This is a genomic window from Phytohabitans flavus, assembly GCF_011764545.1.
Taxonomy (GTDB): Bacteria; Actinomycetota; Actinomycetes; order Mycobacteriales; family Micromonosporaceae; genus Phytohabitans; species Phytohabitans flavus.
This window is the reverse complement of the sequence record NZ_AP022870.1, coordinates 6,219,084-6,244,440: the sequence shown is the minus strand read 5'-3', so window position 1 is coordinate 6,244,440 and position 25,357 is coordinate 6,219,084. Positions and strand designations below refer to the sequence as shown.

26 protein-coding genes and 2 pseudogenes are annotated in these 25,357 nt (G+C 70.2%); 17 read left to right on the top strand and 11 right to left on the bottom strand.

Annotated features, from left to right (window positions below; genetic code table 11):
- Positions 1 to 22: 22 nt before the first annotated feature.
- Positions 23 to 502, top strand: a complete 480-nt coding sequence (locus tag Pflav_RS27075) for a DUF6328 family protein (RefSeq protein ID WP_173039236.1) — start codon at positions 23 to 25, stop codon at positions 500 to 502.
- Positions 483 to 1,148 (top strand): annotated as a pseudogene (locus tag Pflav_RS27070) (acyl-CoA dehydrogenase family protein); the annotation flags it as partial. The gene Pflav_RS27075 and the pseudogene Pflav_RS27070, both read left to right, overlap by 20 nt.
- Positions 1,149 to 1,273: 125 nt before the next feature.
- Here Pflav_RS27070 and Pflav_RS27065 read toward each other — a convergent pair.
- The 7 genes from Pflav_RS27065 to Pflav_RS46310 all read right to left on the bottom strand — a co-directional run bounded on the left by Pflav_RS27065 (position 1,274) and on the right by Pflav_RS46310 (position 5,539).
- Positions 1,274 to 1,873 carry a hypothetical protein gene (locus Pflav_RS27065; RefSeq protein ID WP_173039231.1) on the bottom strand — a complete coding sequence of 200 codons (600 nt, stop codon included), beginning with the start codon at positions 1,871 to 1,873 and terminating at the stop codon, positions 1,274 to 1,276.
- A gap of 30 nt (positions 1,874 to 1,903) precedes the next feature.
- Positions 1,904 to 2,320: a Fur family transcriptional regulator gene (locus Pflav_RS27060; protein WP_173039229.1), complete on the bottom strand. Its 417-nt coding sequence runs from the start codon at positions 2,318 to 2,320 to the stop codon at positions 1,904 to 1,906.
- Positions 2,317 to 2,616 carry an ArsR/SmtB family transcription factor gene (locus Pflav_RS27055; protein WP_173039227.1) on the bottom strand — a complete coding sequence of 100 codons (300 nt, stop codon included), beginning with the start codon at positions 2,614 to 2,616 and terminating at the stop codon, positions 2,317 to 2,319. Before Pflav_RS27055 ends, Pflav_RS27060 begins: the two co-directional genes overlap by 4 nt.
- 30 nt (positions 2,617 to 2,646) lie before the next feature.
- The gene (locus tag Pflav_RS27050; RefSeq protein WP_173039225.1) at positions 2,647 to 3,522 is read right to left on the bottom strand and encodes a metal ABC transporter permease; all 876 of its coding nucleotides are present in this window, start codon (positions 3,520 to 3,522) and stop codon (positions 2,647 to 2,649) included.
- Positions 3,519 to 4,283 (bottom strand): metal ABC transporter ATP-binding protein, encoded by a 765-nt coding sequence (locus tag Pflav_RS27045; RefSeq protein WP_173039223.1) that lies wholly within the window; start codon positions 4,281 to 4,283, stop codon positions 3,519 to 3,521. The genes Pflav_RS27050 and Pflav_RS27045 overlap by 4 nt, the downstream gene beginning before the upstream one ends.
- The gene (locus Pflav_RS27040; protein ID WP_173039221.1) at positions 4,280 to 5,242 is read right to left on the bottom strand and encodes a metal ABC transporter substrate-binding protein; all 963 of its coding nucleotides are present in this window, start codon (positions 5,240 to 5,242) and stop codon (positions 4,280 to 4,282) included. Before Pflav_RS27040 ends, Pflav_RS27045 begins: the two co-directional genes overlap by 4 nt.
- A 156-nt stretch (positions 5,243 to 5,398) precedes the next feature.
- Positions 5,399 to 5,539: a hypothetical protein gene (locus Pflav_RS46310; protein ID WP_232071965.1), complete on the bottom strand. Its 141-nt coding sequence runs from the start codon at positions 5,537 to 5,539 to the stop codon at positions 5,399 to 5,401.
- Between the two features lie 25 nt (positions 5,540 to 5,564).
- Between Pflav_RS46310 and Pflav_RS27030 the strand changes: the two genes are divergently transcribed.
- The 3 genes from Pflav_RS27030 (at position 5,565) to Pflav_RS27020 (ending at position 7,986) form a co-directional block, all read left to right on the top strand.
- Positions 5,565 to 5,918 (top strand): antibiotic biosynthesis monooxygenase family protein, encoded by a 354-nt coding sequence (locus Pflav_RS27030; RefSeq protein WP_173039219.1) that lies wholly within the window; start codon positions 5,565 to 5,567, stop codon positions 5,916 to 5,918.
- 61 nt (positions 5,919 to 5,979) lie between these two features.
- Positions 5,980 to 6,534: a hypothetical protein gene (locus Pflav_RS27025; RefSeq protein WP_173039217.1), complete on the top strand. Its 555-nt coding sequence runs from the start codon at positions 5,980 to 5,982 to the stop codon at positions 6,532 to 6,534.
- Positions 6,535 to 6,606: 72 nt separating this feature from the next.
- Positions 6,607 to 7,986 (top strand): glycine--tRNA ligase, encoded by a 1,380-nt coding sequence (locus Pflav_RS27020; RefSeq protein ID WP_173039215.1) that lies wholly within the window; start codon positions 6,607 to 6,609, stop codon positions 7,984 to 7,986.
- Positions 7,987 to 8,407: 421 nt separating this feature from the next.
- On the opposite strand, the gene Pflav_RS27015 is transcribed toward Pflav_RS27020, so the two are convergent.
- On the bottom strand, positions 8,408 to 8,932 hold the full coding sequence (locus Pflav_RS27015; RefSeq protein ID WP_173039213.1) for an XdhC family protein: 525 nt from the start codon (positions 8,930 to 8,932) through the stop codon (positions 8,408 to 8,410).
- 23 nt (positions 8,933 to 8,955) lie between these two features.
- On the opposite strand from Pflav_RS27015, the gene dusB reads away from it, so the two are divergent.
- From dusB to Pflav_RS26975, 9 genes and pseudogenes are all read left to right on the top strand, one after another.
- Positions 8,956 to 10,077 carry a tRNA dihydrouridine synthase DusB gene (dusB, locus tag Pflav_RS27010; protein ID WP_415624334.1) on the top strand — a complete coding sequence of 374 codons (1,122 nt, stop codon included), beginning with the start codon at positions 8,956 to 8,958 and terminating at the stop codon, positions 10,075 to 10,077.
- Positions 10,078 to 10,306: 229 nt separating this feature from the next.
- Positions 10,307 to 12,949: a pyruvate, phosphate dikinase gene (gene ppdK / locus Pflav_RS27005; protein WP_232072746.1), complete on the top strand. Its 2,643-nt coding sequence runs from the start codon at positions 10,307 to 10,309 to the stop codon at positions 12,947 to 12,949.
- A gap of 176 nt (positions 12,950 to 13,125) precedes the next feature.
- Positions 13,126 to 13,478: pseudogene (locus Pflav_RS27000) on the top strand (VOC family protein).
- 47 nt (positions 13,479 to 13,525) lie between these two features.
- The gene (locus tag Pflav_RS26995) at positions 13,526 to 14,731 is read left to right on the top strand and encodes a deoxyguanosinetriphosphate triphosphohydrolase (protein ID WP_173039207.1); all 1,206 of its coding nucleotides are present in this window, start codon (positions 13,526 to 13,528) and stop codon (positions 14,729 to 14,731) included.
- Between the two features lie 5 nt (positions 14,732 to 14,736).
- Complete coding sequence (locus tag Pflav_RS47630; protein ID WP_269474545.1) at positions 14,737 to 15,174, top strand: FAD-dependent oxidoreductase; 438 nt, start codon at positions 14,737 to 14,739, stop codon at positions 15,172 to 15,174.
- Complete coding sequence (locus Pflav_RS47625; protein WP_269474544.1) at positions 15,165 to 15,977, top strand: NAD(P)/FAD-dependent oxidoreductase; 813 nt, start codon at positions 15,165 to 15,167, stop codon at positions 15,975 to 15,977. The genes Pflav_RS47630 and Pflav_RS47625 overlap by 10 nt, the downstream gene beginning before the upstream one ends.
- A gap of 139 nt (positions 15,978 to 16,116) precedes the next feature.
- Positions 16,117 to 16,884 (top strand): thioesterase II family protein, encoded by a 768-nt coding sequence (locus tag Pflav_RS26985; protein ID WP_173039205.1) that lies wholly within the window; start codon positions 16,117 to 16,119, stop codon positions 16,882 to 16,884.
- A gap of 17 nt (positions 16,885 to 16,901) precedes the next feature.
- Positions 16,902 to 18,314, top strand: coding sequence for an acyl-CoA carboxylase subunit beta (locus Pflav_RS26980; RefSeq protein WP_173039203.1), 1,413 nt, complete (start codon positions 16,902 to 16,904; stop codon positions 18,312 to 18,314).
- Between the two features lie 312 nt (positions 18,315 to 18,626).
- A complete protein-coding gene (locus Pflav_RS26975) occupies positions 18,627 to 21,422 on the top strand; it encodes an AAA family ATPase (RefSeq protein ID WP_332107795.1) in 2,796 nt (931 codons plus the stop codon).
- An 18-nt stretch (positions 21,423 to 21,440) separates the two neighbouring features.
- Here Pflav_RS26975 and Pflav_RS26970 read toward each other — a convergent pair whose 3' ends face one another.
- Positions 21,441 to 21,674 carry a DUF5988 family protein gene (locus Pflav_RS26970; RefSeq protein ID WP_173039199.1) on the bottom strand — a complete coding sequence of 78 codons (234 nt, stop codon included), beginning with the start codon at positions 21,672 to 21,674 and terminating at the stop codon, positions 21,441 to 21,443.
- Positions 21,675 to 21,828: 154 nt separating this feature from the next.
- On the opposite strand from Pflav_RS26970, the gene Pflav_RS26965 reads away from it, so the two are divergent.
- Together Pflav_RS26965 and Pflav_RS26960 are read left to right on the top strand one after the other, a co-directional pair.
- A complete protein-coding gene (locus tag Pflav_RS26965; protein ID WP_197938766.1) occupies positions 21,829 to 22,686 on the top strand; it encodes a metallophosphoesterase family protein in 858 nt (285 codons plus the stop codon).
- Complete coding sequence (locus Pflav_RS26960; RefSeq protein ID WP_173039198.1) at positions 22,676 to 23,428, top strand: 4'-phosphopantetheinyl transferase family protein; 753 nt, start codon at positions 22,676 to 22,678, stop codon at positions 23,426 to 23,428. The genes Pflav_RS26965 and Pflav_RS26960 overlap by 11 nt, the downstream gene beginning before the upstream one ends.
- On the opposite strand, the gene Pflav_RS26955 is transcribed toward Pflav_RS26960, so the two are convergent.
- On the bottom strand, positions 23,351 to 23,545 hold the full coding sequence (locus tag Pflav_RS26955) for a hypothetical protein (RefSeq protein ID WP_173039197.1): 195 nt from the start codon (positions 23,543 to 23,545) through the stop codon (positions 23,351 to 23,353). The genes Pflav_RS26960 and Pflav_RS26955 overlap by 78 nt on opposite strands.
- On the bottom strand, positions 23,542 to 24,321 hold the full coding sequence (locus Pflav_RS26950) for a DegT/DnrJ/EryC1/StrS family aminotransferase (RefSeq protein WP_173039196.1): 780 nt from the start codon (positions 24,319 to 24,321) through the stop codon (positions 23,542 to 23,544). Before Pflav_RS26950 ends, Pflav_RS26955 begins: the two co-directional genes overlap by 4 nt.
- A 200-nt stretch (positions 24,322 to 24,521) precedes the next feature.
- On the opposite strand from Pflav_RS26950, the gene Pflav_RS26945 reads away from it, so the two are divergent.
- The gene (locus Pflav_RS26945) at positions 24,522 to 25,304 is read left to right on the top strand and encodes a class I SAM-dependent methyltransferase (RefSeq protein WP_232071963.1); all 783 of its coding nucleotides are present in this window, start codon (positions 24,522 to 24,524) and stop codon (positions 25,302 to 25,304) included.
- Positions 25,305 to 25,357 lie beyond the last annotated feature (53 nt).

Sequence of the window (25,357 nt, the reverse complement as noted above, 5' to 3'; positions counted from 1 at the left end):
TGATGCGGGCACTGTCGGCGGCGTGCCGGAGTCCGAGAAGGAACGTTACGAGCGCAACTACGCAGATCTGCTTCAAGAGCTTCGCGTCGCGCAGACCGGCGTGCAGATCCTGTTCGCCTTCCTGCTGACGCTCCCGTTCAGCTCGGGCTTCGACAGGGTGAACGGGTTCCAGCGGGACGTCTACGTCGTCGCCCTGCTCGCGTCGGCCGGCGCCGCCGCCACACTCATCGCGCCGGTGGCGTACCACCGCGTGCTCTTCCAGCGCGGTCGCAAGGCGGAACTCGTCCGCTCGGCGCACCGCTTGGCCTCCGGTGGGCTGGCCTTCATGTTTCTCGCGATGGCGAGCGCGGTACTGCTGATCACCGACTTCATCCTGGACCGCTGGATCGCCTGGGTATTGAGCGCCGTCACGGCCGTGTGGTTCGTGCTGCTGTGGCTCGTCCTCCCGATGCTGCGCCGGGGCGACCGCGACGAATCGGAAGATGTACCTACCGCTCGGTAATATCCAGGGGGTAGCGTGGCCACTGAGCAGTCCTCGTCAAAGGGGGTATGCCATGACCGCGAGCGTTTCGGAAAAGCAGGCCAGGCAGGTCGCCGAGGCCGCGCGCGAGTCCGAGTGGCGCAAGCCGAGCTTCGGCAAGGAGCTCTTCCTGGGGCGCTTCCGGCTCGACCTGATCGACCCTTGGCCGGCCGCGTCGCAGGAGTCCGTGGCGGACGCGGAGGCTTACCTGGCCAAGCTGGACGCGTACGTACGGTCCGAAGTAGACGGTGCGCGGATCGAGCGCGAGGCGCACATCCCGGACGATGTCTTCCACGGGCTGGCGGCGCTCGGCGTATTCGGCATGAAGATCGACAAGAAGTACGGCGGGCTCGGACTGTCCAATCTGTACTACTGCAAGGCGCTCACGCTCGCCGGCTCGGTCAACCCGTCGATCGGCGCCCTCCTCTCGGCGCACCAGTCGATCGGCGTGCCGCAGCCGCTCAAGCTCTTCGGCACCGACGAGCAGAAGCAGAAGTACCTGCCCCGGCTCGCCGGCGGCGAGGTCTCCGCGTTCCTGCTCACCGAGCCGGACGTCGGGTCCGACCCGGCCCGCCTCGGCACGACGGCCGAGCCGGTCGAGGGTGGTCAGCCGAGCGGGTCCAATGGGGACGGTCGGTCGGCCAGCACGAGGCGGTCGCCAAGAAGATCGCGTAACCAGCGCTGTTGATCAGGGAGTTGGTGGGCGTGTCGCGCGGCGTGTCCCACCACCAAGTCCCTGATCAACAGCGAGGGCTAGGCGCGTAGGCCTAGGGCTTTGAGCTCGAGTGCGGCTAGCGCGGTTACCGTGTCCTCGTCGCCGCGGCGCCAGGCTTGGGCGACGTCGGGGTCGATCTTTGTCAGTTTGCGCAGGGGTTGGGTGGCCAGCGCGCGCAACGCGAGCAGGTCGCGGCCGGCGGGGGCGTCACGGAGGCTGGCGGCGGCTCCGGCGCGGCGGATCCAGCGCAGCCGCAGCGGGAGCCACACGAAGACCACCAGCCCGAGCGGAAACACAAGCAGCCCGAGGGAAAGGGCGAGCGCGAGGTCGTTTACGACGTCCTGTTGCTGCTGTCCCGCGCCGGCCATGGAACGGGCGGCGTCGGCGGCACTTCGGAAAGGTGCGGCCAGCTCGTCGCCCACGCCGGGTAGGCGATTGATCTTGCCGCCCGCGTCGGACAGGCCGTCGGCGAGTCCCGTGCCGGCCCCCTCCAGCCGCTGGCCCGGCACGGCGAGCTTCTGCACCAGGTCGTGCACCCACATCGCGGCCCGGATGGCGGCGTACACCCAGGCGACGACGAGCAGATCTGTAACCAGTTGGCGGGCGGCGGCGGGACCGCGATCGGCGTAAATCTTCACATGGATCAGCGTCCCGCACGCCCTCCAAGATCACCCGGTGCGGGTAGCGCACTCCGGGCAGGTACCGAAGATCTCCAGGGTGTGGCTCACGCCGACGAATCCGTGCTGCGCCGCCACCCGGTCCGCCCAACTCTCCACCGCGGGGCCCTCGACCTCGACCGTACGCCCGCAGGAGCGGCAGACCAGGTGGTGGTGATGGCCCTCGCTGCACCGGCGGTAGAGGTGCTCGCCGCCCGGCGGCCGCATCACGTCGACCTCGCCCGAGTCGGCCAAGCCCTGGAGCGTGCGGTACACCGTGGTGAGGCCCACCCGCTCACCCCGCTCGCGCAACATCGCGTGCAACTCCTGCGCGCTGTGGAAGCCCTCCACCTCGCCCAGAAGCGAGCTGACGGCGCTGCGCTGGCGGGTGTTGCGGACCGCCGCCCCGGTCCCCTCGTCGATGGTCATCTGGCCTCCCGTGCGTGGCTGACGGCATCGGCCACGATGTGCGCGATGTGCTCGTCGACCAGCGTGTACGCGATCTCACGCCCGCGCCGGGCACCCCGCACCACACCGGCGCCACGTAGGACGCGCAGGTGCTGGGAGACGAGCGGTTGCGGGGCGCCGAGCTTGTCCACCAGCTCGTGCACACAGCGCTCGCCGCCGGCGAGCTCGGTGACGATCGCCACCCGGATAGGCGCGGACAGCGCGCGGAGCAGCTCGCCCGCACCCTCGTACGCCTCGTATCCGGCCGTCGTGGTCACCCCGCAACCGTAGTCCAAAACGGGGAACGGTCAGCGTTCGAGTACGACGTCCGGCGGTTCCACATCGGCGGTTTGGGGGAACGCCTGAACTCGGCGGCGGAGCAAGCGCCAGGTCGCGGCCCCGATAGCGATCGCGACGAACCCGCCGATCGCCAGCACCACGATCGTCGCGCCGGCCGCGGTGTTCGCCTCGCCGGCCAGCCACACGCCCGTACCGGCGGAGAGCACGCCGATCGCCATCGCGAGCGTCATCGTGCCGCGGAAACCTCGGGTGACCTGCTGGGCGGCCGCGACCGGTACCACCATCAGCGCGCTGACCAGCAGCAGCCCGACGGTACGCATCGCGATCGTGACGGTTACCGCCGCGGTGACCGCGATCAGCACGTTGAGCGTGCGGACGGGCAGGCCGGAGACCCGGGCGTACTCCTCGTCGTGGCAGATCGCGAAGAGCGCCGGCCGCAACAGCAGCATCGCGGCGAGCACCGCCGCTCCCAGTACGACGATCACGATCAGGTCGTCGCGGGACGTTGTGGTGAGCGAGCCGAAGAGGTACGCCATGAGGTTGGCGTTGCTGCGGTTGCTGGAGAGGCCGACGAGCATCACGCCGCCCGCGATACCGCCGTAGAAGAGCAGCGCCAGCGCCTGGTCACCGGAGGTGCGGCCGCGCTCGCGGAGCAGCTCGATCGCGACGGCGCCGATGATGGCGACGATCACCGCGGTGAGCACGGGGGAGCGGTCGAGCAGCAGGCCCACGCCGACGCCGGTGAGCGCCACGTGCCCGATGCCGTCGCCGATCAGGGACATCCGCCGCTGTACAAGGTAGATACCGAGCGCGGGCGCGGACAGCCCGATCACCAGCGCGCCGATCAGCGCCCGGATCATGAAGTCGTACTGGAACATGCTCACGACTGAAAGACTCCGTGCGGTGCTGGATGCTCGTGCGGGTGGACGTGGTCGTGGCCCGGCAGGGCATGATGCCCCGCTGGCGGAGGGCACGCACCGTCGTGCGCGATCTGTCCATCGTGTACGACCACCGCGCGCCCCACCAGCGGCTGTAGCGGCCCGAGCTCGTGCGCGACGAGCAGCGCCGTCCCGCCCGCGGCCACGAACCCGCGCAGCGCCTCCGCGAAGGCCTCCTGGCTCGCCGCGTCCACGCCGGCCGTGGGCTCGTCGAGTACCAGCAGCTCGGGCCCGCCGGCCAGCGCACGGGCGATCAGCGTGCGCTGCTGCTGCCCACCGGAGAGGGTGGACACTGGGTCGTTGGCCCGATCGGCGAGGCCCACGGCGTCGAGCGCGGCAGACACGGCGGCCCGGTCGGCGGCGCCGGGCAGGCGGAGCACTCCGCGGCGGGCCAGGCGGCCGGAGGCGACGACCTCGCGCACCGTGGCGGGGACGCCGCTGCCGGCGCCGACCCGCTGCGGCACGTACCCGATCCGGTGCCACTGCCGGAAGCGACGCTGCGGCGTGCCGAAGAGCGAGATCTCGCCCGACCGGAGCGGGATCAGCCCGAGGATCGCGCGGATCAGCGTGGACTTGCCCGAACCATTCGCGCCCAGGATGGCCACCACCTCCCCGGCCGCGACGCACAGGGAGACGTCGCGCAGGACGGGGCGGTCGCCGTACGCGACCACCCCGTGCGTGACGTCCACCACATTGCTGAGGGTCATGTGCAGCCCAACGCCGGCTTGAGCACGGCGAGATTCTTCCGCATCACCGAAAAGTAGTCGTCCGAGCTGCCCGGTTGCAGCCCCTCGATCGGGTCGAGCACGGCTGTCTTCGCCCCGACCTCGCCCGCGATGGTCTCGGCCACCTTGGGGCTCACCAGCGTCTCGAAGAAGATCGTGGTCGCCTTGTGCTCGCGCGCCTCGGTCGCCACCTCGGCCAGCCGCTGCGCCGAGGGCTCGTCCTCGGGGGTGAGGCCGGTGATGCCGATCTGCTCCAGGTCGTACCGGTCCGCCAGGTACCCGAACGCGGAGTGGCTGGTCACGATCTCCCGGCGCGCGCAGGTCTTCAGGCCGGCCGCGTACTCCTTGTCCAGCGTGTCCAGATCGGAGCGGAAGGTCGCCGCGCGGGCGGTGTAGTCGGCGGCGCGGTCCGGGTCGGCCTGGCCGAGCCGCTCGGCGACCTTCTCGCCGATGGTGGCCAGGCGGGTGGGGTCGAGCCAGACGTGCGGGTCCTTGCCGCCCGCCGCCTCCTCGTGCTCCTCCTCGGCGCCCGCCTCCTCGCCTTCGTGCTCGTGGCCGGCGGAGGCGTCCAGCAGGGGGACGGCCGTCGATACGTCGAACGTCCGGTCGCCGCCCTGCTGCTCCACCGCCTCGTCGACGGCCGGCTGGAAGCCCTTGAGGTAGACAACGACCTTGGCGTCGACGATCTGGGCCACCTGGTCGGCGTTGAGCTCCAGGTCGTGCGGCTCGGCGCCGGGCTTGGCGAGGTTGGTCACGTGCACCGCGTCGCCGCCGACCTTTTCGGCGACGAACTGGAGCGGGTAGAAGGCGGCTACGACGTTGAGCTTGCCCGGGGCGGCATTCGCGTCCGACGCGTCGTCACCGCAGGCGGTCAGCGCACCGACCGCCAGGGCGGCGGTGGCCGCGGCGAGTAGAGCCCGAGGGGTAGGGCGGGTTCGCATAGCCACTACTCTCCGCCGAGATGACAATGATTGTCAAAAGCGCATGGGTCTATAGGATCTTGAACAGAGCGGCGAGGAGCAGCAGACCCAGCATGATCACGCGGATCGTCCGGGTCTGCGGGGCCGCCACCGGCCACGTGCGGGTCATCAGATAGATCATCCCCCGGCCAGCGCGAGCAGCACCGCGCCGCCGATCACACCCGGCGCGAAAAGGCCGATGAGCACGACGACGAGCGCGCCGAGAAACGCGGCGGTCGGGTTGATCCGGGCAAGCCGGGCGTCACGCGTACCCTTCATGGGATTCCATGCTAAGGAGGCGCGCGTGCTGGTCATGAACCGGTTCGTGGTTGAAGAGGTCGCGGCCGGGTCGTTCACCGAGCGGGCCCACGCCGCACTCGCCGCCCTGGCGGCGCGACCCGGCTACCTGCGCGGGCGGCTCACCCGCTCGCTCGACGAGCCGTCGCACTGGTGCCTGGTCACCGAGTGGGAGTCGGTCGGCACGTACCGGCGGGCGTTGGGCGCCTTCGACGTCAAGGTCTACGCCACCCCGCTGCTCGCCGAGTCGCTCGACGAACCCTCCGCGTACGAGACACTGGCCGAGGCCGCGCCCAGTGGCGAGGTGGTCACGGCCGCGAGCGACCGTGCGGCCGACCCCGGTGCACCTTCCTCCCGGTGACAGATGTCCGCTTTCTCCCGGTGACACTGGCCGCGCGCGAGCGCCCACTACGCTTGCCGTCATGACGCTGGCAGCCGGGGCGCCCTCGCCCACCGACGCGCCACCGCCACCGCCCGGACCGGGCGTGACGCCGCCCTTCGCGGCTCCGCCCACCGAGGGGCGCACCGCCCGCGTGTGGCTGGGGCTGGGTGTCGCCGGTCTGGCCACGCTGCTGTGCTGCGGCGCCGGTGGTACCGCGCTGGTCGGGCTTGTCATCACCCAGGCGGAGTCGCTCAACGAGCAGGCCGACACGATCGTCGGCGACTACTTCGACGCGCTCGGCACGCAGCGGTACTCGGACGCGTACAAGCTGCTCTGCAACCGCCTCCAGCGCGACGAGTCGGAGGCCGAGTTCGCCGACCGGGTCTCGCGCGAGCCGCGGGTCACGTCGTACCAGGTCGGTGACGTCAACCTGACCGACCTGACGGTGCCGGCCGACGTGACGTACACGAGCGGTCAGCAGGCCCAGCTCGAGATCACGTTGGCCCAGGACCAGGGCACCGGCCAGTTCGAGGTGTGCGGGGTCGCGGGTAATCTGCTGGGGTTTGGGCCGCCGGTAACCGTACGGTGGCGGTAGACGTTGTTAGTCCCGTCCGAAGCAGTAGACCTTGTCCCCGCCGACCGCCAGCCGGCGCAGGAGGAAAATCACATGCCAGCCGACCGCATCGACGCCGTTGTCAGCCTCGCCAAGCGCCGGGGTTTCGTCTTCCCCTCCAGTGAGATCTACGGGGGCACCCGGTCGGCCTGGGACTATGGCCCGCTCGGCGTGGAGTTGAAGGAAAATGTCCGCCGCCAGTGGTGGCGCGCGATGGTCCAGCAGCGCGACGACATCGTGGGCCTCGACTCCGCGGTGATCCTGGCCAAGGACGTCTGGGCCGCCTCGGGCCACCTCGACGCGTTCGTCGATCCGCTGACCGAGTGCCTCTCCTGCCACAAGCGTTTCCGCGCCGACCACCTCGAAGAGGCGTTCGAGCACAAGCACGGCCGCCCGCCGGCCGGCCTGTCCGAGATCAACTGCCCTAACTGCGGCAACAAGGGCACCTTCACCGAGCCGCGCATGTTCAACGGTCTGATGAAGACCTACCTCGGCCCGGTGGAAAGCGAGGAGGGCCTGCACTACCTGCGGCCCGAGACCGCGCAGGGCATCTTCGTCAACTACCGCAACGTGGAGACCTCCGCGCGCAAGAAGCCGCCGTTCGGCATCGCGCAGGTCGGCAAGTCGTTCCGCAACGAGATCACCCCGGGCAACTTCATCTTCCGCACGCGCGAGTTCGAGCAGATGGAGATGGAGTACTTCGTCGAGCCGGGCACCGACGAGCAGTGGCACGAGTACTGGTTGCAGGAGCGCTGGAACTGGTACATCGACCTCGGCCTCTCGCCGGACAACCTGCGCCTCTACGAGCACGCGAAGGAGAAGCTGTCGCACTACTCGAAGCGGACGGTCGACATCGAGTACCGCTTCCAGTTCGGCGGCACGGAGTTCTCCGAGCTTGAGGGCATCGCCAACCGCACCGACTTCGACCTCACCACGCACAGCAAGCACTCCGGCGTCGACCTGTCCTACTTCGATCAGGAGAAGCAGGAGCGCTGGATGCCGTACGTGATCGAGCCCGCGGCCGGCCTCACCCGCGCGGTGCTCGCCTTCCTGCTGGAGGCGTACGACGAGGACGAGGCGCCCAACACCAAGGGCGGCGTCGACAAGCGCACGGTGATGCGGTTCGACCCGCGGCTGGCGCCGATCAAGGTGGCGGTACTGCCGCTGTCCCGCAACCCCGAGCTCTCGCCGAAGGCCCGCGAGCTGGCCGCCACGCTCCGCAAGCGGTGGATCGTGGAGTTCGACGACTCGCAGGCGATCGGCCGCCGGTACCGCCGGCAGGACGAGATCGGCACCCCGTTCTGCGTCACGGTCGACTTCGACACGTTGCAGGACAACGCTGTGACGATCCGCGACCGCGACACCATGCAGCAGGAGCGCGTGCCGCTGGACCAGGTCGAGCGCTACCTGATCGACCGCCTGCCCGGCTGCTGACCCGGTACGACTCGACGGCCCGTCCCCCCTGGGGGACGGGCCGTCGTGTTCGACCCGCAGACCCGCTTCCTTGATCCCCGGTCGGGCCGGCGTACGCGAGAGATCGTGGTATCCAACCGCCCCTCCAGGGGCAACTAAGTACCACGATCTGCCAGACGGCGGCCCGTCGTAGCGCCGATCAAGGCAAGACCGAGCCCCGTCCAACCACCGAGCTAGGTCCAGGTTGGGCCGGAGCGCGGACCTGGCCGCGAAGGTCGTGGTCGGCCGACGATGACCTGGGGTGAGCTTGCCCAACCGCGGAGGGTGAGGCCGCGGGAGCGACGGTCTGGACCACCGCGGACATCGCGGTAGCTCGACTTCCTTGATTTTGGATCTTTATCCGCGTCCAAGACGCCGACGCGACCCCGACTCGGAAAGATCTTTAGAAGGCGAAGCCGCCCGGCCGGTGGTTGCGGTCGGCGATCAGGCCGGCGAGCGTGGCCAGGGCGATCTCCGCCGGGGTCTTCGAGCCGATGTTGAGGCCGATCGGGCGGTGTACCCGGGCGATCGCCTCGTCGTCCACGCCGAGGCTCTTGAGCCCCTCGACGTGCGGGGCGGTGTGCCGCTTGCCGCCCATTACCCCGATCCACCTCGCCTTGCTGTCGAGCGCATCGCGCAGCATGACGGCCAGCTCGGGCCGGTTGTGGTCGGTGACGACGACGTCGGTGTGCTCGTCGAGCCCGGCCGTGGTCACGCTGGCCACCGTCTGGTCGCCGTGTGGCTTGGGCGTGCCGGCCAGCAGCCGCGGCTGGGGCTCCACCAGCACCGTGCGGTAGCCCAGGTCGGCGGCGAAGCGGATCAGATGCTCGGCGACGGGGGTCTCGAAGACGACGACGAGTGTGCGCGGTCCGTGATCAGGCGGGAGGTCGCCCTGCGCGGTGGCGCACGCCGGATCGGATGTGGTCACGAACTCAAACTACCCTGGTTGTCGTGGATGGGACGTTGACGTTGGGTCGGCACCGGATCGACCCGCCGGTGGTGCTGGCTCCGATGGCCGGCATCACCAACGTGGCGTTCCGCCAGGTCTGCCGGGAGTACGGCGCGGGCCTCTACGTCTGCGAGATGATCACGACGGTGGCCTTGCACCACCGCAATCCGAAGACGGAGCGGCTGATCCAGTTCGGCGCCAACGAGTACCCGCGGAGCATGCAGCTCTACGGCGTCGACCCGGACATCACCGCGAAGGCCGTGCGGCGGGTGGTGGACGAAGGGCTGGCCGACCACATCGACCTCAACTTCGGGTGCAGCGTCAAAAAGATCACCAGCAAGGGCGGCGGCTCGGCGATCCCGTGGAAGCGGCGGCTCTTCGGCTCAATCGTGCGCGCGGCGGTGGACAGCGCCGACGGGCTGCCGGTCACCGTCAAGATGCGCAAGGGCATCGACGACGATCACCTGACCTACGTCGAGGCCGGGCTGATCGCACAGGACGCCGGGGTCGCCTGGGTCGCCCTCCACGCGCGAACCGGCGCCCAGCGGTACTCCGGCGCGGCCGACTGGGAGGCGATCGCCACGCTCAAGCAGGCACTCGACGTGCCGGTGCTGGGCAACGGCGACATCTGGGAGGCCGACGACGCTATGCGCATGGTGGCCGAAACAGGCTGTGACGGGGTCGTCGTCGGCCGCGGCTGCCTGGGCCGCCCGTGGCTCTTCGCCGACCTCGCGGCCGGGTTCGCCGGCCGGTCCGAGCGCGTCCTGCCCAAGCTGGGCGAGGTCGCCAGGGTCATGCGCCGCCACGCCGAGCTGCTGGTCGAGTGGTGGGGCGTGGAGCGCGAGGCGGTCACCGACTTCCGCAAGCACGTCGCCTGGTACCTCAAGGGCTTTCCGGTCGGTGCCGAGCTACGCCGGTCGATGGCGATGGCCTCGTCGCTGGCCGAGCTCGACGACCTGCTGGGCAAGGTCGACGCCGAGGAGCCGTTCCCGACGGACATCCTGGGGCAGCCCCGCGGCCGCACCAACGCGCCGGCGCGGGTCGTGCTCCCGTACGGGTGGCTCGACGACCGCGACTCCGAAGCCGTCCCGGACGACGCTGAACACGACGACTCCGGCGGCTGAATAACGCGCGAATGTGCGCATGGGACCGTTCCCAAAAACGCGCACGAACGTCACACACCTGGCGGGTGTGCGTATCGTCACCGAACCCTCCCGAGACGTGGCGTATCTCGCTTAACCTTCGCCCACCATTGGGTACTAAACCCTCGTTCAACGGTGAACGCGGTGGCAGGAGGCTCAGGTGGCAGCGAACGACGTCTACGTATACGACTTCGCCGAAGGCAACAAGGACATGGCGGACCTCCTCGGCGGCAAGGGGGCCAACCTTTCCGAGATGACGAACCTCGGCCTACCCGTACCGCCAGGCTTCACCATCACCACAGAGGCCTGCCGGGCGTACCTGGCCACCGGCCGCGAGCCAGACGGGCTGCGCGAGGAGGTGGACGCCCACCTGAGAGCCCTGGAGGAGGCCCGGGGCAAGCGCCTCGGCGACGCGGCCGACCCGCTGCTGGTGTCGGTACGCTCGGGCGCCCGCTTCTCGATGCCGGGCATGATGGAGACCGTCCTCAACGTAGGGCTGAACGATGCGAGCGTGGCGGGGCTGGCCGCGCAGGCCGGTGGTGACGAGCGTTTCGCGTGGGACTCGTACCGGCGGCTGATCCAGATGTTCGGCAAGACCGTCTGTGATGTGCCCAGCGAGGAGTTCGAGCACGCCCTCGACGACGCCAAGCGTGCCCGGAACACGACGAACGACCTCGACCTGGACGCGGCCGACCTGCGGGCGCTGGTCGACACGTACAAGAAGCTTTTCGCCAAGCACACCGGGCGCGAGTTTCCCCAGGACGCCCGCGAGCAGATGGACCTCGCGATCCTCGCGGTCTTCCAGTCGTGGAACGCGGAGCGCGCCATCCTGTACCGCCGGCAGGAGCGTATCCCGGCCGACCTCGGTACCGCCGTCAACGTGGTGGCGATGGTCTTCGGCAACCTCGGCCCCGACTCGGGTACGGGCGTCGCTTTCACCCGCGACCCCGCTTCCGGGCACCAGGGCATCTACGGCGACTACCTCGCGAACGCGCAGGGCGAGGACGTGGTCGCCGGCATCCGCAACACGATCCCGCTACAGGAGCTGGAGCGGCTGGACAAGAGGTCGTACGACGAGCTGCTCGGCATCATGTCCAAACTGGAGAGTCACTACCTGGACCTGTGTGACATCGAGTTCACCATCGAGCAGGGCAAGCTGTGGATGCTGCAAACCCGGGTGGGCAAGCGCACCGCGGCGGCCGCGTTCATCATCGCCGGCCAGCTCGTCGACGAAGGGCTCATCGACCTGGACGAGGCGGTGATGCGGGTCAACGGTGAACAGCTGGGCCAGCTCATGTTCCCCCGCTTCGACCTCTCCGGCGACCCGAAGCCGCTGGCCAGGGGTGTCGGCGCCTCACCCGGCGCGGCAGTGGGCAAGGCGGTCTTCGGCGCACCCCGCGCGGCCGAGCTGGCCAGGGCGGGCGAGCAGGTCATCCTGGTACGCCGGGAGACCAACCCGGACGACCTCGCCGGCATGATCGCGGCGCAGGGCATCCTCACCTCGCGCGGCGGCAAGACGAGCCACGCGGCCGTCGTGGCTCGGGGGATGGGCAAGACGTGCGTCAGCGGCGCCGACGCGCTCGAGGTGGACACCCGCAACGGGAAGTTCACTGTGGACGGCACGGTGATTCGCGAGGGCGACGTCATCTCCATCGACGGCACCACCGGCAAGGTGTACGTCGGCGCGGTGCCCGTGCAACCGTCCGAAGTGGTCCGTTACTTCGAGGGCGACGTCGCCGGTGACCAGGAAGGCGCCGACCCGCTCGTGTCGGCCGTACACCGCATCATGTCGCACGCCGACTCGCTGCGGCAGCTGCGCGTGCGGACGAACGCCGACACCGGGCAGGACGCGGCGCGGGCGCGGCGCTTCGGGGCCGAGGGGATCGGCCTGTGCCGCACCGAGCACATGTTCCTGGGCGACCGGCGCGAGCTTGTCGAGCGGCTCATCCTCGCCCGCACCGACGGCGAGCGGCAGGACGCACTGGACGCGCTGCTTCCCTTGCAGCGGGCCGACTTCGTCGAGATCTTCGAGGCGATGGACGGGCTGCCGGTGACCGTGCGGCTGATCGACCCGCCGCTGCACGAGTTCCTGCCGCCGCTGGAGGAGCTGGCGGTCAGCGTCGCGGTCGCGCGTGAGCGGGGCGAGGACGCGGCGAAGGCCGAGGCGCTGCTCGCGGCCGTACGCCGCATGCACGAGCAGAACCCGATGCTGGGCCTGCGTGGCGTACGGCTAGGCCTGGTCATCCCGGGCCTGTTCGCCATGCAGGTGCGCGCCATCGCGGAGGCCGCCGCCGAGTGCGCGGGGCGCGGGGGCAACCCGCTGCCGGAGATCATGGTGCCGCTTGTCGGTGCGGTCCAGGAGCTGGAGACGGTACGCGCCGAGGCCGAGCGCATCGTCGCCGACGCCGGTGCCGGCGCCGTCTCGATCGGCACGATGATCGAGGTGCCGCGGGCCGCGCTGACCTCGGGCCAGATCGCCGAGGCGGCCGAGTTCTTCTCGTTCGGCACCAACGACCTGACCCAGATGGCCTGGGGCTTTTCCCGCGACGACGTCGAGGGCGCCTTCTTCTGGCGCTACATCGAGCTGGGCATCTTCGGCATCTCGCCGTTCGAGTCGCTCGACCGGGACGGCGTCGGGCGGCTGGTGCGCATCGCGGCGGACGAGGGGCGCGCGGCCCGGCCCGACCTGAAGCTGGGCGTCTGCGGCGAGCACGGCGGCGACCCCGAGTCGGTGCACTTCTTCCACGAGGTGGGGCTGGACTACGTCTCCTGCTCGCCTTTCCGGGTGCCGATCGCGCGGCTGGAGGCCGGTCGCGCGGCGGTCGAGACCGCGCCCTCGGCGGCAGCTGGGTAGGTGGTTCGCCGGCCGGGGAGGGCGTTCTCCCCGGCCGGCGATGCTCGGCCATCCCGGATTCGTGGATACCGGCGTCATCCGCGATGATGATCCTGGGCGTAACGTGGTCGTCACTTCGGCGCCGTCTGCCGATAAGACGCCGCTTGTCGACAACTGGGAAATCGGGAGGCGTACCAATGGGCAGCCGCTGGGAGAATCTGGTCGTCGATGCGCTTGATCCAGCGCGCCTCGCGCGCTGGTGGGCCGAGGCGCTCGGTTACCAGATCACCTATGAGCGGCCCGACGAGGTGGAGATTCGCCGCACACCCAACGAGCTCCCCGGTCTGATCTTCGTACCCGTGGCAGACGCCAAGTCCGGCAAGAACCGGCTGCACGTCGACCTCCGTCCGGCCGACCAGGAGGCCGAGATCGAGCGCCTGGTCAACATGGGTGCCCGCCATGTCGAGGTGGGCCAGGGCGGCAACGTCGGCTGGGTGGTGCTGGCCGACCCGAGGGCAATGAGTTCTGCGTCCTCAAGCAGCGCCAATAGAGCTTCTCGATCCGTCCCCTGCTGTCCCCGGGGGATAGAGTCAGGGCGTGATCGAGGCCGAGCGGTTCGTGCCCGAGCCCCGCAAGGACACGGGCCACGGGCGCAGCCCGTTCGAGCGGGATCGGGCGCGGGTGCTCCACTCCGCGGCGTTCCGCCGGCTGGCCACGAAGACCCAGGTGCACACCGCGGGCTCCGACGACTTCCTGCGTACCCGGCTCACCCACTCGCTCGAGGTTGCCCAGATCGCCCGGGAGATGGGCGCCCGGCTGGGGTGCGACCCGGACGTCGTCGACGTGGCCGGGCTCGCCCACGACCTGGGGCACCCGCCGTTCGGACACAATGGTGAGGACGCGCTCGACGCTGTCGCGCAGGAGTGCGGCGGGTTCGAGGGCAATGCTCAGACGCTGCGCGTACTCACGCGGCTGGAGGCCAAAGTCGACGGCGCCGGCCTCAACCTCACCCGGGCCTCGCTCGACGCGACCTGCAAATATCCTTGGCCGCGCCACCTTGGGAAGCGCAAGTTCGGCGTGTACCCGGACGACGCGGAGATCTTCGCCTGGGTGCGGGACGGCGTGGCAGGGGAGGCCCGGTGTTTGGAGGCCCAGGTCATGGACTGGGCCGACGACGTCGCCTACTCCGTGCACGACGTCGAGGACGGTGTTCACGGCGGCTACATCGCGCTGGGCCGGCTGCTCGTCGACATCGACGAGCGGGCCGCGCTCTGCGCGGACGTGGCGGCCACGTACTCCGGGGAGACCGCCGACGACCTGGCCGAGGTGCTCAACGGCCTCCTCGCCGACCCCGCGCTCGCCCCGCTCGCCGGATACGACGGCAGCTACCGCGCTCAGGCGGCGCTCAAGGGCGCGACGAGCGCGCAGATCGGCCGCTTCGTAGCCGCCGCCGTCGAGGCGACGCAGGCGGAGTCGGGGGACAGGCCGCTGCGGCGGTACGCCGCGGACCTCGTCGTGCCGCGCCTGATCCGGGCCCAGTGCGCGCTCCTCAAGGGAATGGCCCTGCGGTACGTGATGCGCCGCGCGGGCGCCGATCTGTGGTACCAGCGCCAGCGCGAGACCCTCACTGACCTGGTGCGGATGCTGGCCGCGCGGGCGCCGGACGGGCTCGACCCGATCTTCTTGCCGTGGTGGAAGGCCGCGACGGACGACGGCGGCCGGCTTAGAGTAGTCATCGACCAGGTGGCCTCCCTGACCGATCCCGCCGCCGTGGCCTGGCACCAGCGACTGAGCGGAGGCTGAGCTGCATGTATCTGATCATCGGCGCGTCCCTGGCCGGCGCGAAAGCGGCGCAAACGCTGCGCGAGGAGGGCTACACAGGGCGGCTTGTGATGGTCGGCGAGGAGACCGTCCGGCCGTACGAGCGGCCACCGCTCTCCAAGGGCTACCTCAGCGGCAAGGAGCCCCAGGAGAAGGCGTTCGTGCACGACGCGGGGTGGTATTCGGAGCACGACGTCGAGCTGATCCTCGGCCGGCGCGCCACCCACCTCGACACCGCCGCGCACACGGTCACGCTCGACGGGGTCGACGAGCTGCACTACGAGAAGCTGTTGCTGGCCACCGGTTCGCGGGTGCGCACGCTCGACCTGCCCGGTATGGACAACCACGGCATCCGGTACCTGCGCACGATGGACGAGGCCGAGGCGCTGCTCGCCAGCCTGCGCACCGGGGCAACGTGGTGGTGATCGGTGCCGGCTGGATCGGCCTGGAGGTCGCCGCCGCGGCCCGCGAGCACGGGTGCACGGTCTCCGTCGTGGAGGCGGCACCCCTCCCGCTGCACAACGTGCTCGGCAACGAGCTCGGGGCCGTCTTCCGGGACCTGCACGAGGCACACGGCGTGACGTTCCACTTCGAGGCGGCCGTGCGCGGGATCGGCGGCGCCGGCGGCCGGGTGTCCGATGTGGTCCTCGACGACAACACCGAGATCCCCGCCGACCTGGTGGTCATCGGCGTCGGCATCCGCCCGGCGACCGAGCTCGCCGAGACGGCCGGGCTGGCGGTCGACGACGGCGTGCTCACCGACGCGTCGCTGCGCACCGCGGACCCGGATGTGTACGCGTGCGGCGACGTGGCCCGCTTCCTGAGCCCGACGGTCGGCGAGCGGATCCGCGTCGAGCACTGGTCCAACGCGCTCAACGGCGGCCCGGCCGCGGCCCGCTCGATGCTCGGCCAGCCGGTCGCGTACGACCGCGTGCCGTACTTCTTCACCGATCAGTACGACCTCGGCATGGAGTACGCCGGCTGGGTCCCGCCGCGCGGCTACGACCGCGTCGTCTTCCGCGGCGATCCGTCTATAGTGGACGGCAAGGCCCCGGAGTTTCTGGCCTTCTGGACAAAGGGTGGCCGGGTGCTCGCCGGGATGAACGTCAACGTGTGGGACGTGCAGGACCAGATCCAGGCCCTCGTGCGTACGGGCTATGCGGGCGGCACCGTCGACCTCGACCGCCTCGCGGACCCGTCCGTGCCACTGGAGTCGCTGGTCGAGTGAGCGGGCGGGCCGGAGGTTACCACCGGCGCACCCACCCGATTCCCGCAGGTACCCGTACCGGACCCCTATCCGGCGTCGATTCTCTTGCGCCGCACCTGAGGCCGGCCGAAGCTTGGTACGACTTCGAGGGGAGCACGGGATGAGCAGCAACGCGTACGACAACGGCCTCTGGACCCGGCGGTACCACCCGGCGCCGGACAGCCCGGTCCGGCTTGTGTGCCTGCCGCACGCGGGCGGTTCCGCCTCCTTCTACTTCCCGGTGTCGCGCTCGCTCTCCCCGGCCGTCGACGTGCTCGCGGTCCAGTACCCGGGCCGGCAGGACCGCCGGCACGAGCCGCTGGTGCCGGACATCCAGACGCTCGCCCAGCTTGTCGCCGACGAGCTGTCCGGCTGGCTGGATCGCCCGCTCGCGTTCTTCGGGCACAGCATGGGCGCGAGCGTGGCGTTCGAGGTGGCCCGGATCCTGCGGCGCGACCGTGGCATCGAGCTGGCGCACCTCTTCGTGTCCGGGCGGCGGGCGCCGTCCCGTTTCCGGGACGAGCGGGTGCACCAGGAGAGCGACGAGGGCCTGATCGCGGAGATGCGCAAGCTGGCCGGTACGGCCGGCAGCATCCTCGGCGACGAGGAGATGCTCCGGATGATCATGCCGGCGATCCGCAACGACTACCGGGCGGCGGAGACGTACCGGTACGAGCCGGGCCCGCCGCTGGAGTGCCCGGTGACCTCGTTCGTCGGCGACGCCGATCCGAAGGTGACGCTGGACGAGGCCCGCGCGTGGGCCGAGCACACGACCGGCGACTTCGAGTTCGAGGCGTTTTCCGGTGGACACTTCTACCTCGCCGCGCACCAGGCCGCGATCCTCGACCGCATTAGGGGCGAGCTAGGGGTGGGAGTCGCCGCCGTCTGATCGATAGCGTGCCGGGCATGACAACGGTCGTACAGCCCATTGTGGACACCGACCCGCGCTCGCCCGCCGCCCGGCTGCACGCCTTGCTGGATCCACAGTCGATGGAGCCGTTCGGCCCGGATGACGGCACTGAGGTGCGCTCGGCGTGCGGCCTCGTCGACGGCAACCCCGTCCTCGCGTACTGCACCGACGCCACCCAGCGCGGCGGTGCGCTCGGCGCGACCGGGGCGCAACGCATCATCGACACGATCCAGGCCGCGGTCCGCCAGCGCTGTCCGGTCATCGGCATCTGGCACTCCGGCGGCGCCAAGCTCGCCGACGGCGTTGAGTCGATGGACGGCGTGGGGCGGATGTTCGCGGCGATGACGCACGCGTCGGGGCTCGTGCCGCAGATCAGTGTCGTGCTCGGCCCGGCCGCCGGTGCCGCCGCGTACGGCCCGGCGCTCACCGACATCGTGGTCATGTCCGAAGCCGGCCGGATGTTCGTGACCGGGCCGGACGTCGTGCGCAGCGTCACCGGCGAGAGCGTCGACATGGAATCGCTCGGCGGGCTGAGGGTGCACAGCCGCAACTCGGGTGTGGTGCACGTGCCGGCGAAGGACGACGCGGAGGCGTTCGCCCGGGCCCGCCAGCTCACCTCCCTGCTGACCGCCCAGGGGCGGGTCGAGATGTCGCTGCTGGACGGCGGCGTCGACCTCGGTTCGTTCCTGCCCCCGGAGAGCAAGCGCGCGTACGACGTGCGGCCGCTCGTACGCGGTCTTGTCGACGCCGAGCCGAACTTCGTGGAGCTTCAGCCCAAATGGGCCACGAACATGGTGGTGGGTTTCGGTCGTCTCGCCGGCCGGACGGTGGGTGTGCTCGCAAACAACCCGCTTCGCAAGGGCGGTTGTCTCGATTCGTTGAGTGCCGAAAAGGCTTCACGTTTCGTGCGTATGTGCAATTCGTTCGGCGTACCGATGGTGGTCATTGTCGACGTACCCGGTTATCTCCCCGGCGCGCGCCAGGAGTGGGAAGGCGTCATCCGCCGTGGTGCGAAACTTCTTCACGCCTTCGCCGAGGCTGTTGTGCCACGAGTCACGCTGGTGACGCGAAAGTCCTACGGTGGCGCTTACATTGCGATGAACTCGCGCTCACTAGGAGCGACTGCTGTCTTCGCATGGCCGCAAGCCGAGGTTGCGGTGATGGCAGCCGAGGCGGCAGCCGGTGTGCTCTACCGCAAGCGGCTCGCGGCCGCGCCCGAGGAGGAGCGGGCCCAGCTGCTGGCCGGCTTCGTGGCCGAAGTGGAGCGTGAGTCCGGGGGCGTGACCAGGGCGCTTTCCCTTGGTGTCGTGGACGAGGTCGTGGCGCCGGGGGACAGCCGCCGCCGCATCGCGCAGGTGCTCGCGGATGCCCCGGCGTCCCGTGGCCGGCGCGGCAACATCCCGCTCTGACCAGCCGATCTGGTGCCCCACCCGTCTCCGGGTGGGGCACTTGGCGTTTTAGTCCACTTTAGGCAGTCTCAAGAAGCGCTCAGTTCGGTTGCCCGTTACCTGCACGTGATCAAACGAACCTTGCTGTCATTGAATCCATAGCGTTTCATGTGTGAATGGTTGTCACGCACGACGCCATGAGGACGCTGATGCCGCAGCGTCGCGGGATTTGTATTCCTCGTGCGGCCGGTCGTGCACGTGCCTTGTGCCGTGTATCTGTAAGCGACCTTGCGGATTGATTCACCCCTTGGTGGTTCTGTTGAGCGCAAGCTTATGGGGGGTTTCATGCTTGTCGGACGAGATAGAGAGCTGGTAGAGCGGGACAGAGAGGCAGCCCAGCTGTCTACTTCGCTGTCGGAATGTTTAAGCGGGAAAGGCGCCGTGGTTACGGTCAGCGGGCCAGTCGGCTCCGGAAAGACCGCTCTGCTACGGGCCTTCGCCAGCTGTGCCGTGGAGTCGGGCTTCGTGCACTTGGGGGCCAAGGCATCCCGCACCGAGCGCGGCGCCGCGATGGGTGTCATGGGCCAGCTCTTCGGCGGGGCCCGCCTCTCCGACGAGGCGACCGACAAGGTGATGCGGCTGCTCGACGACGCGGCGCTGACCGCGATGCTGCGCGACGGCGACGACGACTCGGCGGAGCAGGTCGACGTGCAGGTGCGGCGGGGGCTGGCCGGCGTGCTGCTGGACCTGGCCGAGCGGACGCCGCTGTTGATCAGCGTCGACGACGTGCACTTCGCCGACACCGAGTCGATGCAGTGCCTGCTGTACCTCATCCGCCGGATCGAGACCGCCCGCGTGCTCGTCGTGATCACCGGTACCGCGGGCATCCGCCCGCCGTGGCCGCGGCTCGTCGCGGAGCTGCTCAGCCAGCCGAACTGTAGACAGATGCGGCTCAGCCTGCTCTCGACCGAAGGCGTGGCCTCCCTGCTCGCCGACCGGGTCGACCTCAGCGGCACGGAGCCCGAGTTCTGGCACAGGCTCAGCGGAGGGAGCCCGTTGCTGCTCAGCGCCCTTGTCGAGGACTACCAGACCGCGCACGGCGTGCCGTCCGGGCCGCCGTGCCCGGAGGGCGTGGCCGGCGAGGCGTTCACGCAGGCGGTGCAGACCTGCCTGTACCGGGGCGACGAGTCGATGCTGCCGGTCGCGCGGGCGCTCGCGGTGCTCGGTGAGCCGGCTTCGCCAGCGCTCCTGAGCGAGCTGCTCGGCGACGCCTGCCCCTCGGCGACGGTCGGGCTGGAGGCGGCTACAGAGGCCGGCATCGTGGAGGCCGGCCGGTTCCGACATCCGCGCTCCGCGGTCGCGGTGCTCGACGCGATGAGCACGCACGACCGCACGGAGCTGCACGACCGGGTCGCGCACGTGCTGTACCGGCACGGCGCCGCCGCCGTGGCCGTGGCCCGGCACGCGCTCGCCGCCCGGCGCACCGAGGCGCCCTGGTCGGTACCCGTGCTGCGGGAGGCCGCCGACCAGGCGATGGAGCAGGACGACACCGGCATGGCGCTGGAGTGCCTGCGGCTGGCCGAGCGCAGCCGGGTCGACGTCGTCGAGCGGGCCGGCATCCACGCCGCGCTGCTGCGGGCCAAGTGGCGCCTGGACCCGACGTCCGCCGAGCGGTACGCGCGCGAACTCGTCCCGGTCGCGCGGGCCGGGAGGCTCCGCCCTGACCTCACGATCATGCTCGTCAAGCACCTGATGTGGTTCGGCCGGCCGGCCGAGGCGATGGAGGTGCTCGACACGATCGCCGACCAGGACGGGCCGGACACGGCGCTCGCCGTCGCCTGCGTGCGGTCTCGCCTCGGCTTCTTCTACCCGGGTACCGCGAAGGACGGCGCCGCGACGGCCCCGTTGCCATGTGCCTCGACGCTCACCGGTGCCAAGGGCAAGCTGCGGGTCCGCACGGCCAAGCTTGTCGACGCGGTACACCGGGGCGGCATCACCGAGGAGGCGGTCGCCGACGCGCAGGCGATCCTCCAGCAGTACCGGCTCGACGACCACACCTGGGAGTCGATCATCATCTCGCTGGAGACGATGGTGCTGGCCGAGTGCCTGGACGAGGCAGCGGACTGGTGCGACGGGCTCCTACAGGAGGCGGCGGACCGGCGGGTGCCCACCTGGCGGGCGCTGCTGTCCGCGATGCGGGGCAGGATCAGCCTTCGCCAGGGCAACCTGCCCGAGGCCGAGCGGTACGCCCAGGCCGCGCTCTCGCTCATCCAGCCCAGGGGGCTCGGCGTCTTCATCGGCGGCCCGATCTCGGTGCTGCTGCTGGCCGCCACCCGCCGCGGCCAGTTCGACGAGGCGCTGCGCCTGCTCGCGATGCCGGTGCCGGACGCGATGTTCCAGACCCCGTTCGGCCTTTACTACCTGCGCGCCCGGGGCCGCTTCCACCTGGCCAGGGGCAGCCACAAGGCGGCGATCGAAGACTTCGAGGCGTGCCGCGAGCTGATGGAGCGGTGGGGGCTCGACGTGCCCGGCCTCGCGCCGTGGCGCACCGACCTCGCCGAGGCCCGCCGCGGGCTCGGCTTACAGGCCCGGCACCTGGCCGCCGAGCAGCTGGCCAAGCTCGGGCCGTACAACCGGCGCACGCGCGGCATCTCGCTGCGCGAGCTGGCCGCTGAAGCGGAGCTGAAACAGCGGGCGGCCCTGCTTCGCGAGGCCGTCGAGGAGTTGCAGGCCGGCGGCGACCAGCTGGAGCTTGTCGAGGCGATGGCGGAGCTGGGGGAGGCGCAGCACGCGCTCGGCGAGTACGCCAAGGCCCGCATCACCACCCGCCGCGCCCAGCAGCTCGCCACCCGGTACGAGCTGGAGGATCTGATCTCCGCCCGGCCGGCCCCTGGCGACAGCGAGCCGGAGTCGCCGGAAGATCCGGTGATCGAGGAGCTGAGCGACGCCGAGCGGCGTGTCGCCGCACTCGCCGCGCAGGGGCACACAAACCAGCAGATCGCCCGCAAGCTCTTCATCACGGTCAGCACCGTCGAGCAACATCTGACGAGGGTGTACCGGAAGCTGCGCATCAACCGCCGTTCGGACCTGCCCTTCAGCCTCGTGGCGGGGCTGCGCAACACCGCCTGAGACGCTGACCCGGGTGCGTTACTCGGCGACGCGGGTGCGCATCGTCCAGCGGTACACGTGGAGCATGCCCTCGTGCCCCGGCTTGGACTCGCCCGTCTGCTCGAAGTGCTCGTACGCGCTGCCGTGCCGCACTTTGATCTTGCTGTTGGTCGCTGTCGTGCGCTGCACCCGCAGCGACTCCGGCAGGTCCGTCGGTCCACCTTCGAGAGTCGCGTCAATCATGGCGTTGGCCAGGTCTTCGGTACTGTTCATCGCGGCAACCTTTCCGCGTCGCATCCGGCTGCTCTCGCATCGATGATGCGGCCCCGCCCGCACCCGCGGTACCCGTAAACCACCCCCTACCGGCGGCCGGCGCCGCGCGGCATCGTCTTAGGGGACGCCTTGGCGGCACGGCTACGATCGACGGGTGTCCGTACAGCCGAAGCTCCTGGCGATCAGCGACCTGCACGTGGCGTATGCGGAAAACCGCAAGATCGTGGAGGGATACCGCCCCGAGACCGACGACGACTGGCTGCTGGTCGCCGGCGACGTCGGCGAGATGGTGGAAGACATCGAGTGGGCCCTGCGGCTGCTGGCCGAGCGCTTCCGCAAGGTGGTGTGGGCGCCGGGCAACCACGAGCTGTGGACGCCAAAGGAGGACAGCGTCCAGCTGCGTGGCGAGGCGCGCTACCGCCACCTCGTCGAGCTGTGCCGCGGCCTCGGTGTGGTGACGCCGGAGGACCCGTACCCGATCTGGGAGGGCGAGGGCGGTCCGGTCACGGTCGTCCCCCTCTTCGTGTTGTACGACTACACGTTCCGGATGCCGCAGTTCGCCACCAAGGAGGCGTCCCTCGCCAACGCGTATGACGTGGGCGTGGTGTGCACCGACGAGTTCATGCTGCACCCCGACCCCTACCCGACCCGCGACGCGTGGTGCGCCGCACGGCTGGAGGTGACGCTGGGCCGGCTGGCCGAGCGCGAGCGCCCCGAGCTGCCGACCGTGTTCGTCAACCACTTCCCGCTGGTGCGCGCGGTCACCGACATCCTGCGCCACCCCGAGTTCGCCCAGTGGTGCGGCACCGTGCACACCGCGGACTGGCACGTCCGCTTCAACTCCGCGGCCGTCGTGTATGGACACTTGCACATCCCGCGGGTCAACTGGTTCGACGACGTGCGCTTCGAGGAGGTCTCGCTCGGCTACCCGCGCGAGTGGCGGGCGCGCGCCGCGCCGCCCCGCGGGCCGCGCCGGATCCTGCCCACTGTGGACGGTGCCCGTGTTGGCTGATCTGCTCCCGCCGGCCGTGGTGGCCGTCGAGGCGTACGACGACGCGGCACCTGTCGAGCTCTTCCCCGAGGAGCTGGCTGTCGTCGCGCGGGCCGTCGACAAGCGGCGGCGAGAGTTCACGACCGTGCGTGGCTGCGCTCGCCAGGCGTTGGCCCGCCTGGGCTACGGCCCGGCCCCGATCCTCCCGGGAGAGCGCGGCGCGCCACAGTGGCCGGCCGGCATCGTCGGCACGATGACCCATTGCGAGGGATACCGGGCCTGCGCACTGGCGCTCGACACTGACGTGCGCACGCTCGGCGTCGACGCCGAGCCCGACGCGCCGCTCCCCGAGGGCGTGCTCGAGGCCATCGCACTCACCGAAGAGTTGGCCATGCTCCGCGACCTCGACGCGCGAGCCCCGGGCGTGCACTGGGACCGGCTGCTCTTCAGCGCCAAGGAAGCCGTCTACAAGGCGTGGTTTCCGCTCACTGGCAAGTGGCTCGACTTCAGCGAAGCGCGGATCGCGATCGACCCCCGCGCGGGTGCCTTCGAGGCGACGCTGCTCGTGCCCGGCCCGGAGACGCCCGAGGGGCCGCTGGCCGGATTTTCCGGCCGGTGGCTGAGCCAGCGAGGGCTGCTGCTGGCGTCCATTGTGGTCACCGTGCCGTCGGCGACCGGTGCCGGGTCAGCCGTCGTCGCGGATGCTGTCGAGGGCGTCGCGGAGAGCGGCGATCAGGCGGCCTTGCGCGTCGTCGGGGAGTGACGCCGAGACCGGCAGGGCGAAGAGCTCCTCGGCGAGCTGGCCGGTGATCGGCAGGTCGCGGTCGCGTGCGCCGAAGACGTCCACCCGGGACACCGGAAAGGCCTCCAGCGCCTTCAACAGCCGCTCCCGGCGGGGTGGCGCACCGCGTACACGTGGAAGGTGTGCTCATTGCCCGGCGCGGTCTCGGGCAGCCCGAGGTCGGTGCCGGCGAGCCCTTCCGCGTAGCGCTCGGCGACGGCCCTGCGGGCGGCCAGAAGCCGGTCGACCCCGGCTAGCCGCCGCCGCAGCGCCGCGCCCTCTTCCTCGTCGAGCAACCGCTGGTAGCCGGGCGCGCGGATCGCCTGGTAGAGCTCCGGGCTGCCATGGTAGCGGAGCCCGATGAGGCGGTCGCCCACCTCGTCGCTGGCGGTGATCACCGCGCCGCCCTCGCCGTACCGGCCCAACAACCGCCCCGGGTACACCGAAAACGCAGCCGCGTCGCCCATCGTCCCGGCGAGCCGGCCGTGGTGCCGGGCCGACCACGCCTGCGCGCAGTCTTCGAGGATCGTGAGGCCGCGGGTGGTGGCCAGCTCGCGCAGCGCGGCCATGTCGACACACTGCCCGTACGCGTGTGGGGCGAGCAGGCACCGCGTCCGCCCGGTCAGCGCACTGGCCGCCCGGTCCACCGCCATGAGGTAGTCACCGGCGTGTACGTCGACGAATACAGGCGTGGCCCCGATCGCCTCGATGGCGTTGACCGCCTGGGCGGTGGCGGTGGCGGCCGTGAGGACCTCGTCATTCGCCCGCACACCGAGCGCGCGGAGGCCGAGCAGGATCGCCTCCGTGCCGCTGCCGGCACCGACGCAGTGGGGGACGCTGTGGTAATCGGCGAAAGCTGTCTCGAATGCGCGCATGCGGCCGCCGAACGGCTCGTTGAACCCTGGACGTGAGCTTCAGATTAATTGTCACCAATGTCAGGCGACAAGCCCCCGATCAGGGGGTGGACGAGCATTTTCCCAAGATTCACAGCCGTAGCATCGCCCGAGCCTCAAGTCGCGTCGAGCCGTTGGGAGAGCCGGCGATGCAGCGGAAGTTCAAAGACTTCGATATTACGGTGGCGACGAAGCGCGAAGACTTCCTGCGCTCGAAAGGCACAGGTCAGCGCAACCTCCTGCTGTCCCGAGCAGTGTGGGAATTCGCCGCCGATCTGGAGCATCTGGACAACATCCAGAAGGAGTTCGTCGATGGCTCGGACCGGCCGCTGATCCGGTCGGAATGGGAGGGCAGCGGCGCCGACTACAGCGACGGGCGCCAGTTGCTCATCCAGGGGCAGCAGGTGATGCAGGACTGGGAGCACCCGCTGATGCGGAAGCTCGCCTACAACGCGGCGGCGGCCGGCGGCGACCTGCTCGAGGTCGGCTTCGGCATGGGCATCTCGGCCTCGTACGTCCAGGAGGCGGGTGTGGCGTCGCACACGATCATCGAGATCAACCACGAGGTGGCGAAGCGGTTCGCGACCTGGCGGGGCAAGTGGCCGGAGCGGGACATCCGGCTGGAGTTGGGCGGCTGGCAGGACGTCATGGGTCGGCTCGGCCAGTTCGACGCGATCCTCTACGACACGTACCCGACCAACGAGCGGGAGTTCGTCGAGACGCTCGGTCCGAAGGCGCCCTTCCTCGCCGCCAACTTCGTCGAGCCGGCCGCCGCGCACCTGCGCCCCGGCGGCATCTTCTCGTACTACACCAACGAGATCGACTCGCTCAGCCGTTCGCACCAGCGGATCCTGCTGAGCCACTTCAGCTCGTTCAAGGTGGAGCTCGTGACCGGCCTTCAGCCGCCGCCGGACTGCAACTACTGGTGGGCCAGCACGATGGCGGCGGTCACCGCTTACAAGTAATCCGCGATCACCGCGCCAGGACTAGGGATTCTCCCTGCCCATGGACGGTGAGA

Coding starts and splice junctions, on each gene's coding strand:
- Pflav_RS27045 (WP_173039223.1), bottom strand. CDS start 4,283: ATGACCCTCAGCAATGTGGTGGACGTCACGCACGGGGTGGTCGCGTAC.
- Pflav_RS47630 (WP_269474545.1), top strand. CDS start 14,737: ATGTATCTGATCATCGGCGCGTCCCTGGCCGGCGCGAAAGCGGCGCAA.
- Pflav_RS27060 (WP_173039229.1), bottom strand. CDS start 2,320: ATGACCATCGACGAGGGGACCGGGGCGGCGGTCCGCAACACCCGCCAG.
- Pflav_RS26980 (WP_173039203.1), top strand. CDS start 16,902: ATGACAACGGTCGTACAGCCCATTGTGGACACCGACCCGCGCTCGCCC.
- Pflav_RS27020 (WP_173039215.1), top strand. CDS start 6,607: ATGCCAGCCGACCGCATCGACGCCGTTGTCAGCCTCGCCAAGCGCCGG.
- ppdK (WP_232072746.1), top strand. CDS start 10,307: ATGGCGGACCTCCTCGGCGGCAAGGGGGCCAACCTTTCCGAGATGACG.
- Pflav_RS27040 (WP_173039221.1), bottom strand. CDS start 5,242: ATGCGAACCCGCCCTACCCCTCGGGCTCTACTCGCCGCGGCCACCGCC.
- Pflav_RS26985 (WP_173039205.1), top strand. CDS start 16,117: ATGAGCAGCAACGCGTACGACAACGGCCTCTGGACCCGGCGGTACCAC.
- Pflav_RS26970 (WP_173039199.1), bottom strand. CDS start 21,674: ATGAACAGTACCGAAGACCTGGCCAACGCCATGATTGACGCGACTCTC.
- Pflav_RS26975 (WP_332107795.1), top strand. CDS start 18,627: ATGGGGGGTTTCATGCTTGTCGGACGAGATAGAGAGCTGGTAGAGCGG.
- Pflav_RS27025 (WP_173039217.1), top strand. CDS start 5,980: ATGACGCTGGCAGCCGGGGCGCCCTCGCCCACCGACGCGCCACCGCCA.
- Pflav_RS46310 (WP_232071965.1), bottom strand. CDS start 5,539: ATGAAGGGTACGCGTGACGCCCGGCTTGCCCGGATCAACCCGACCGCC.
- Pflav_RS26950 (WP_173039196.1), bottom strand. CDS start 24,321: ATGCGCGCATTCGAGACAGCTTTCGCCGATTACCACAGCGTCCCCCAC.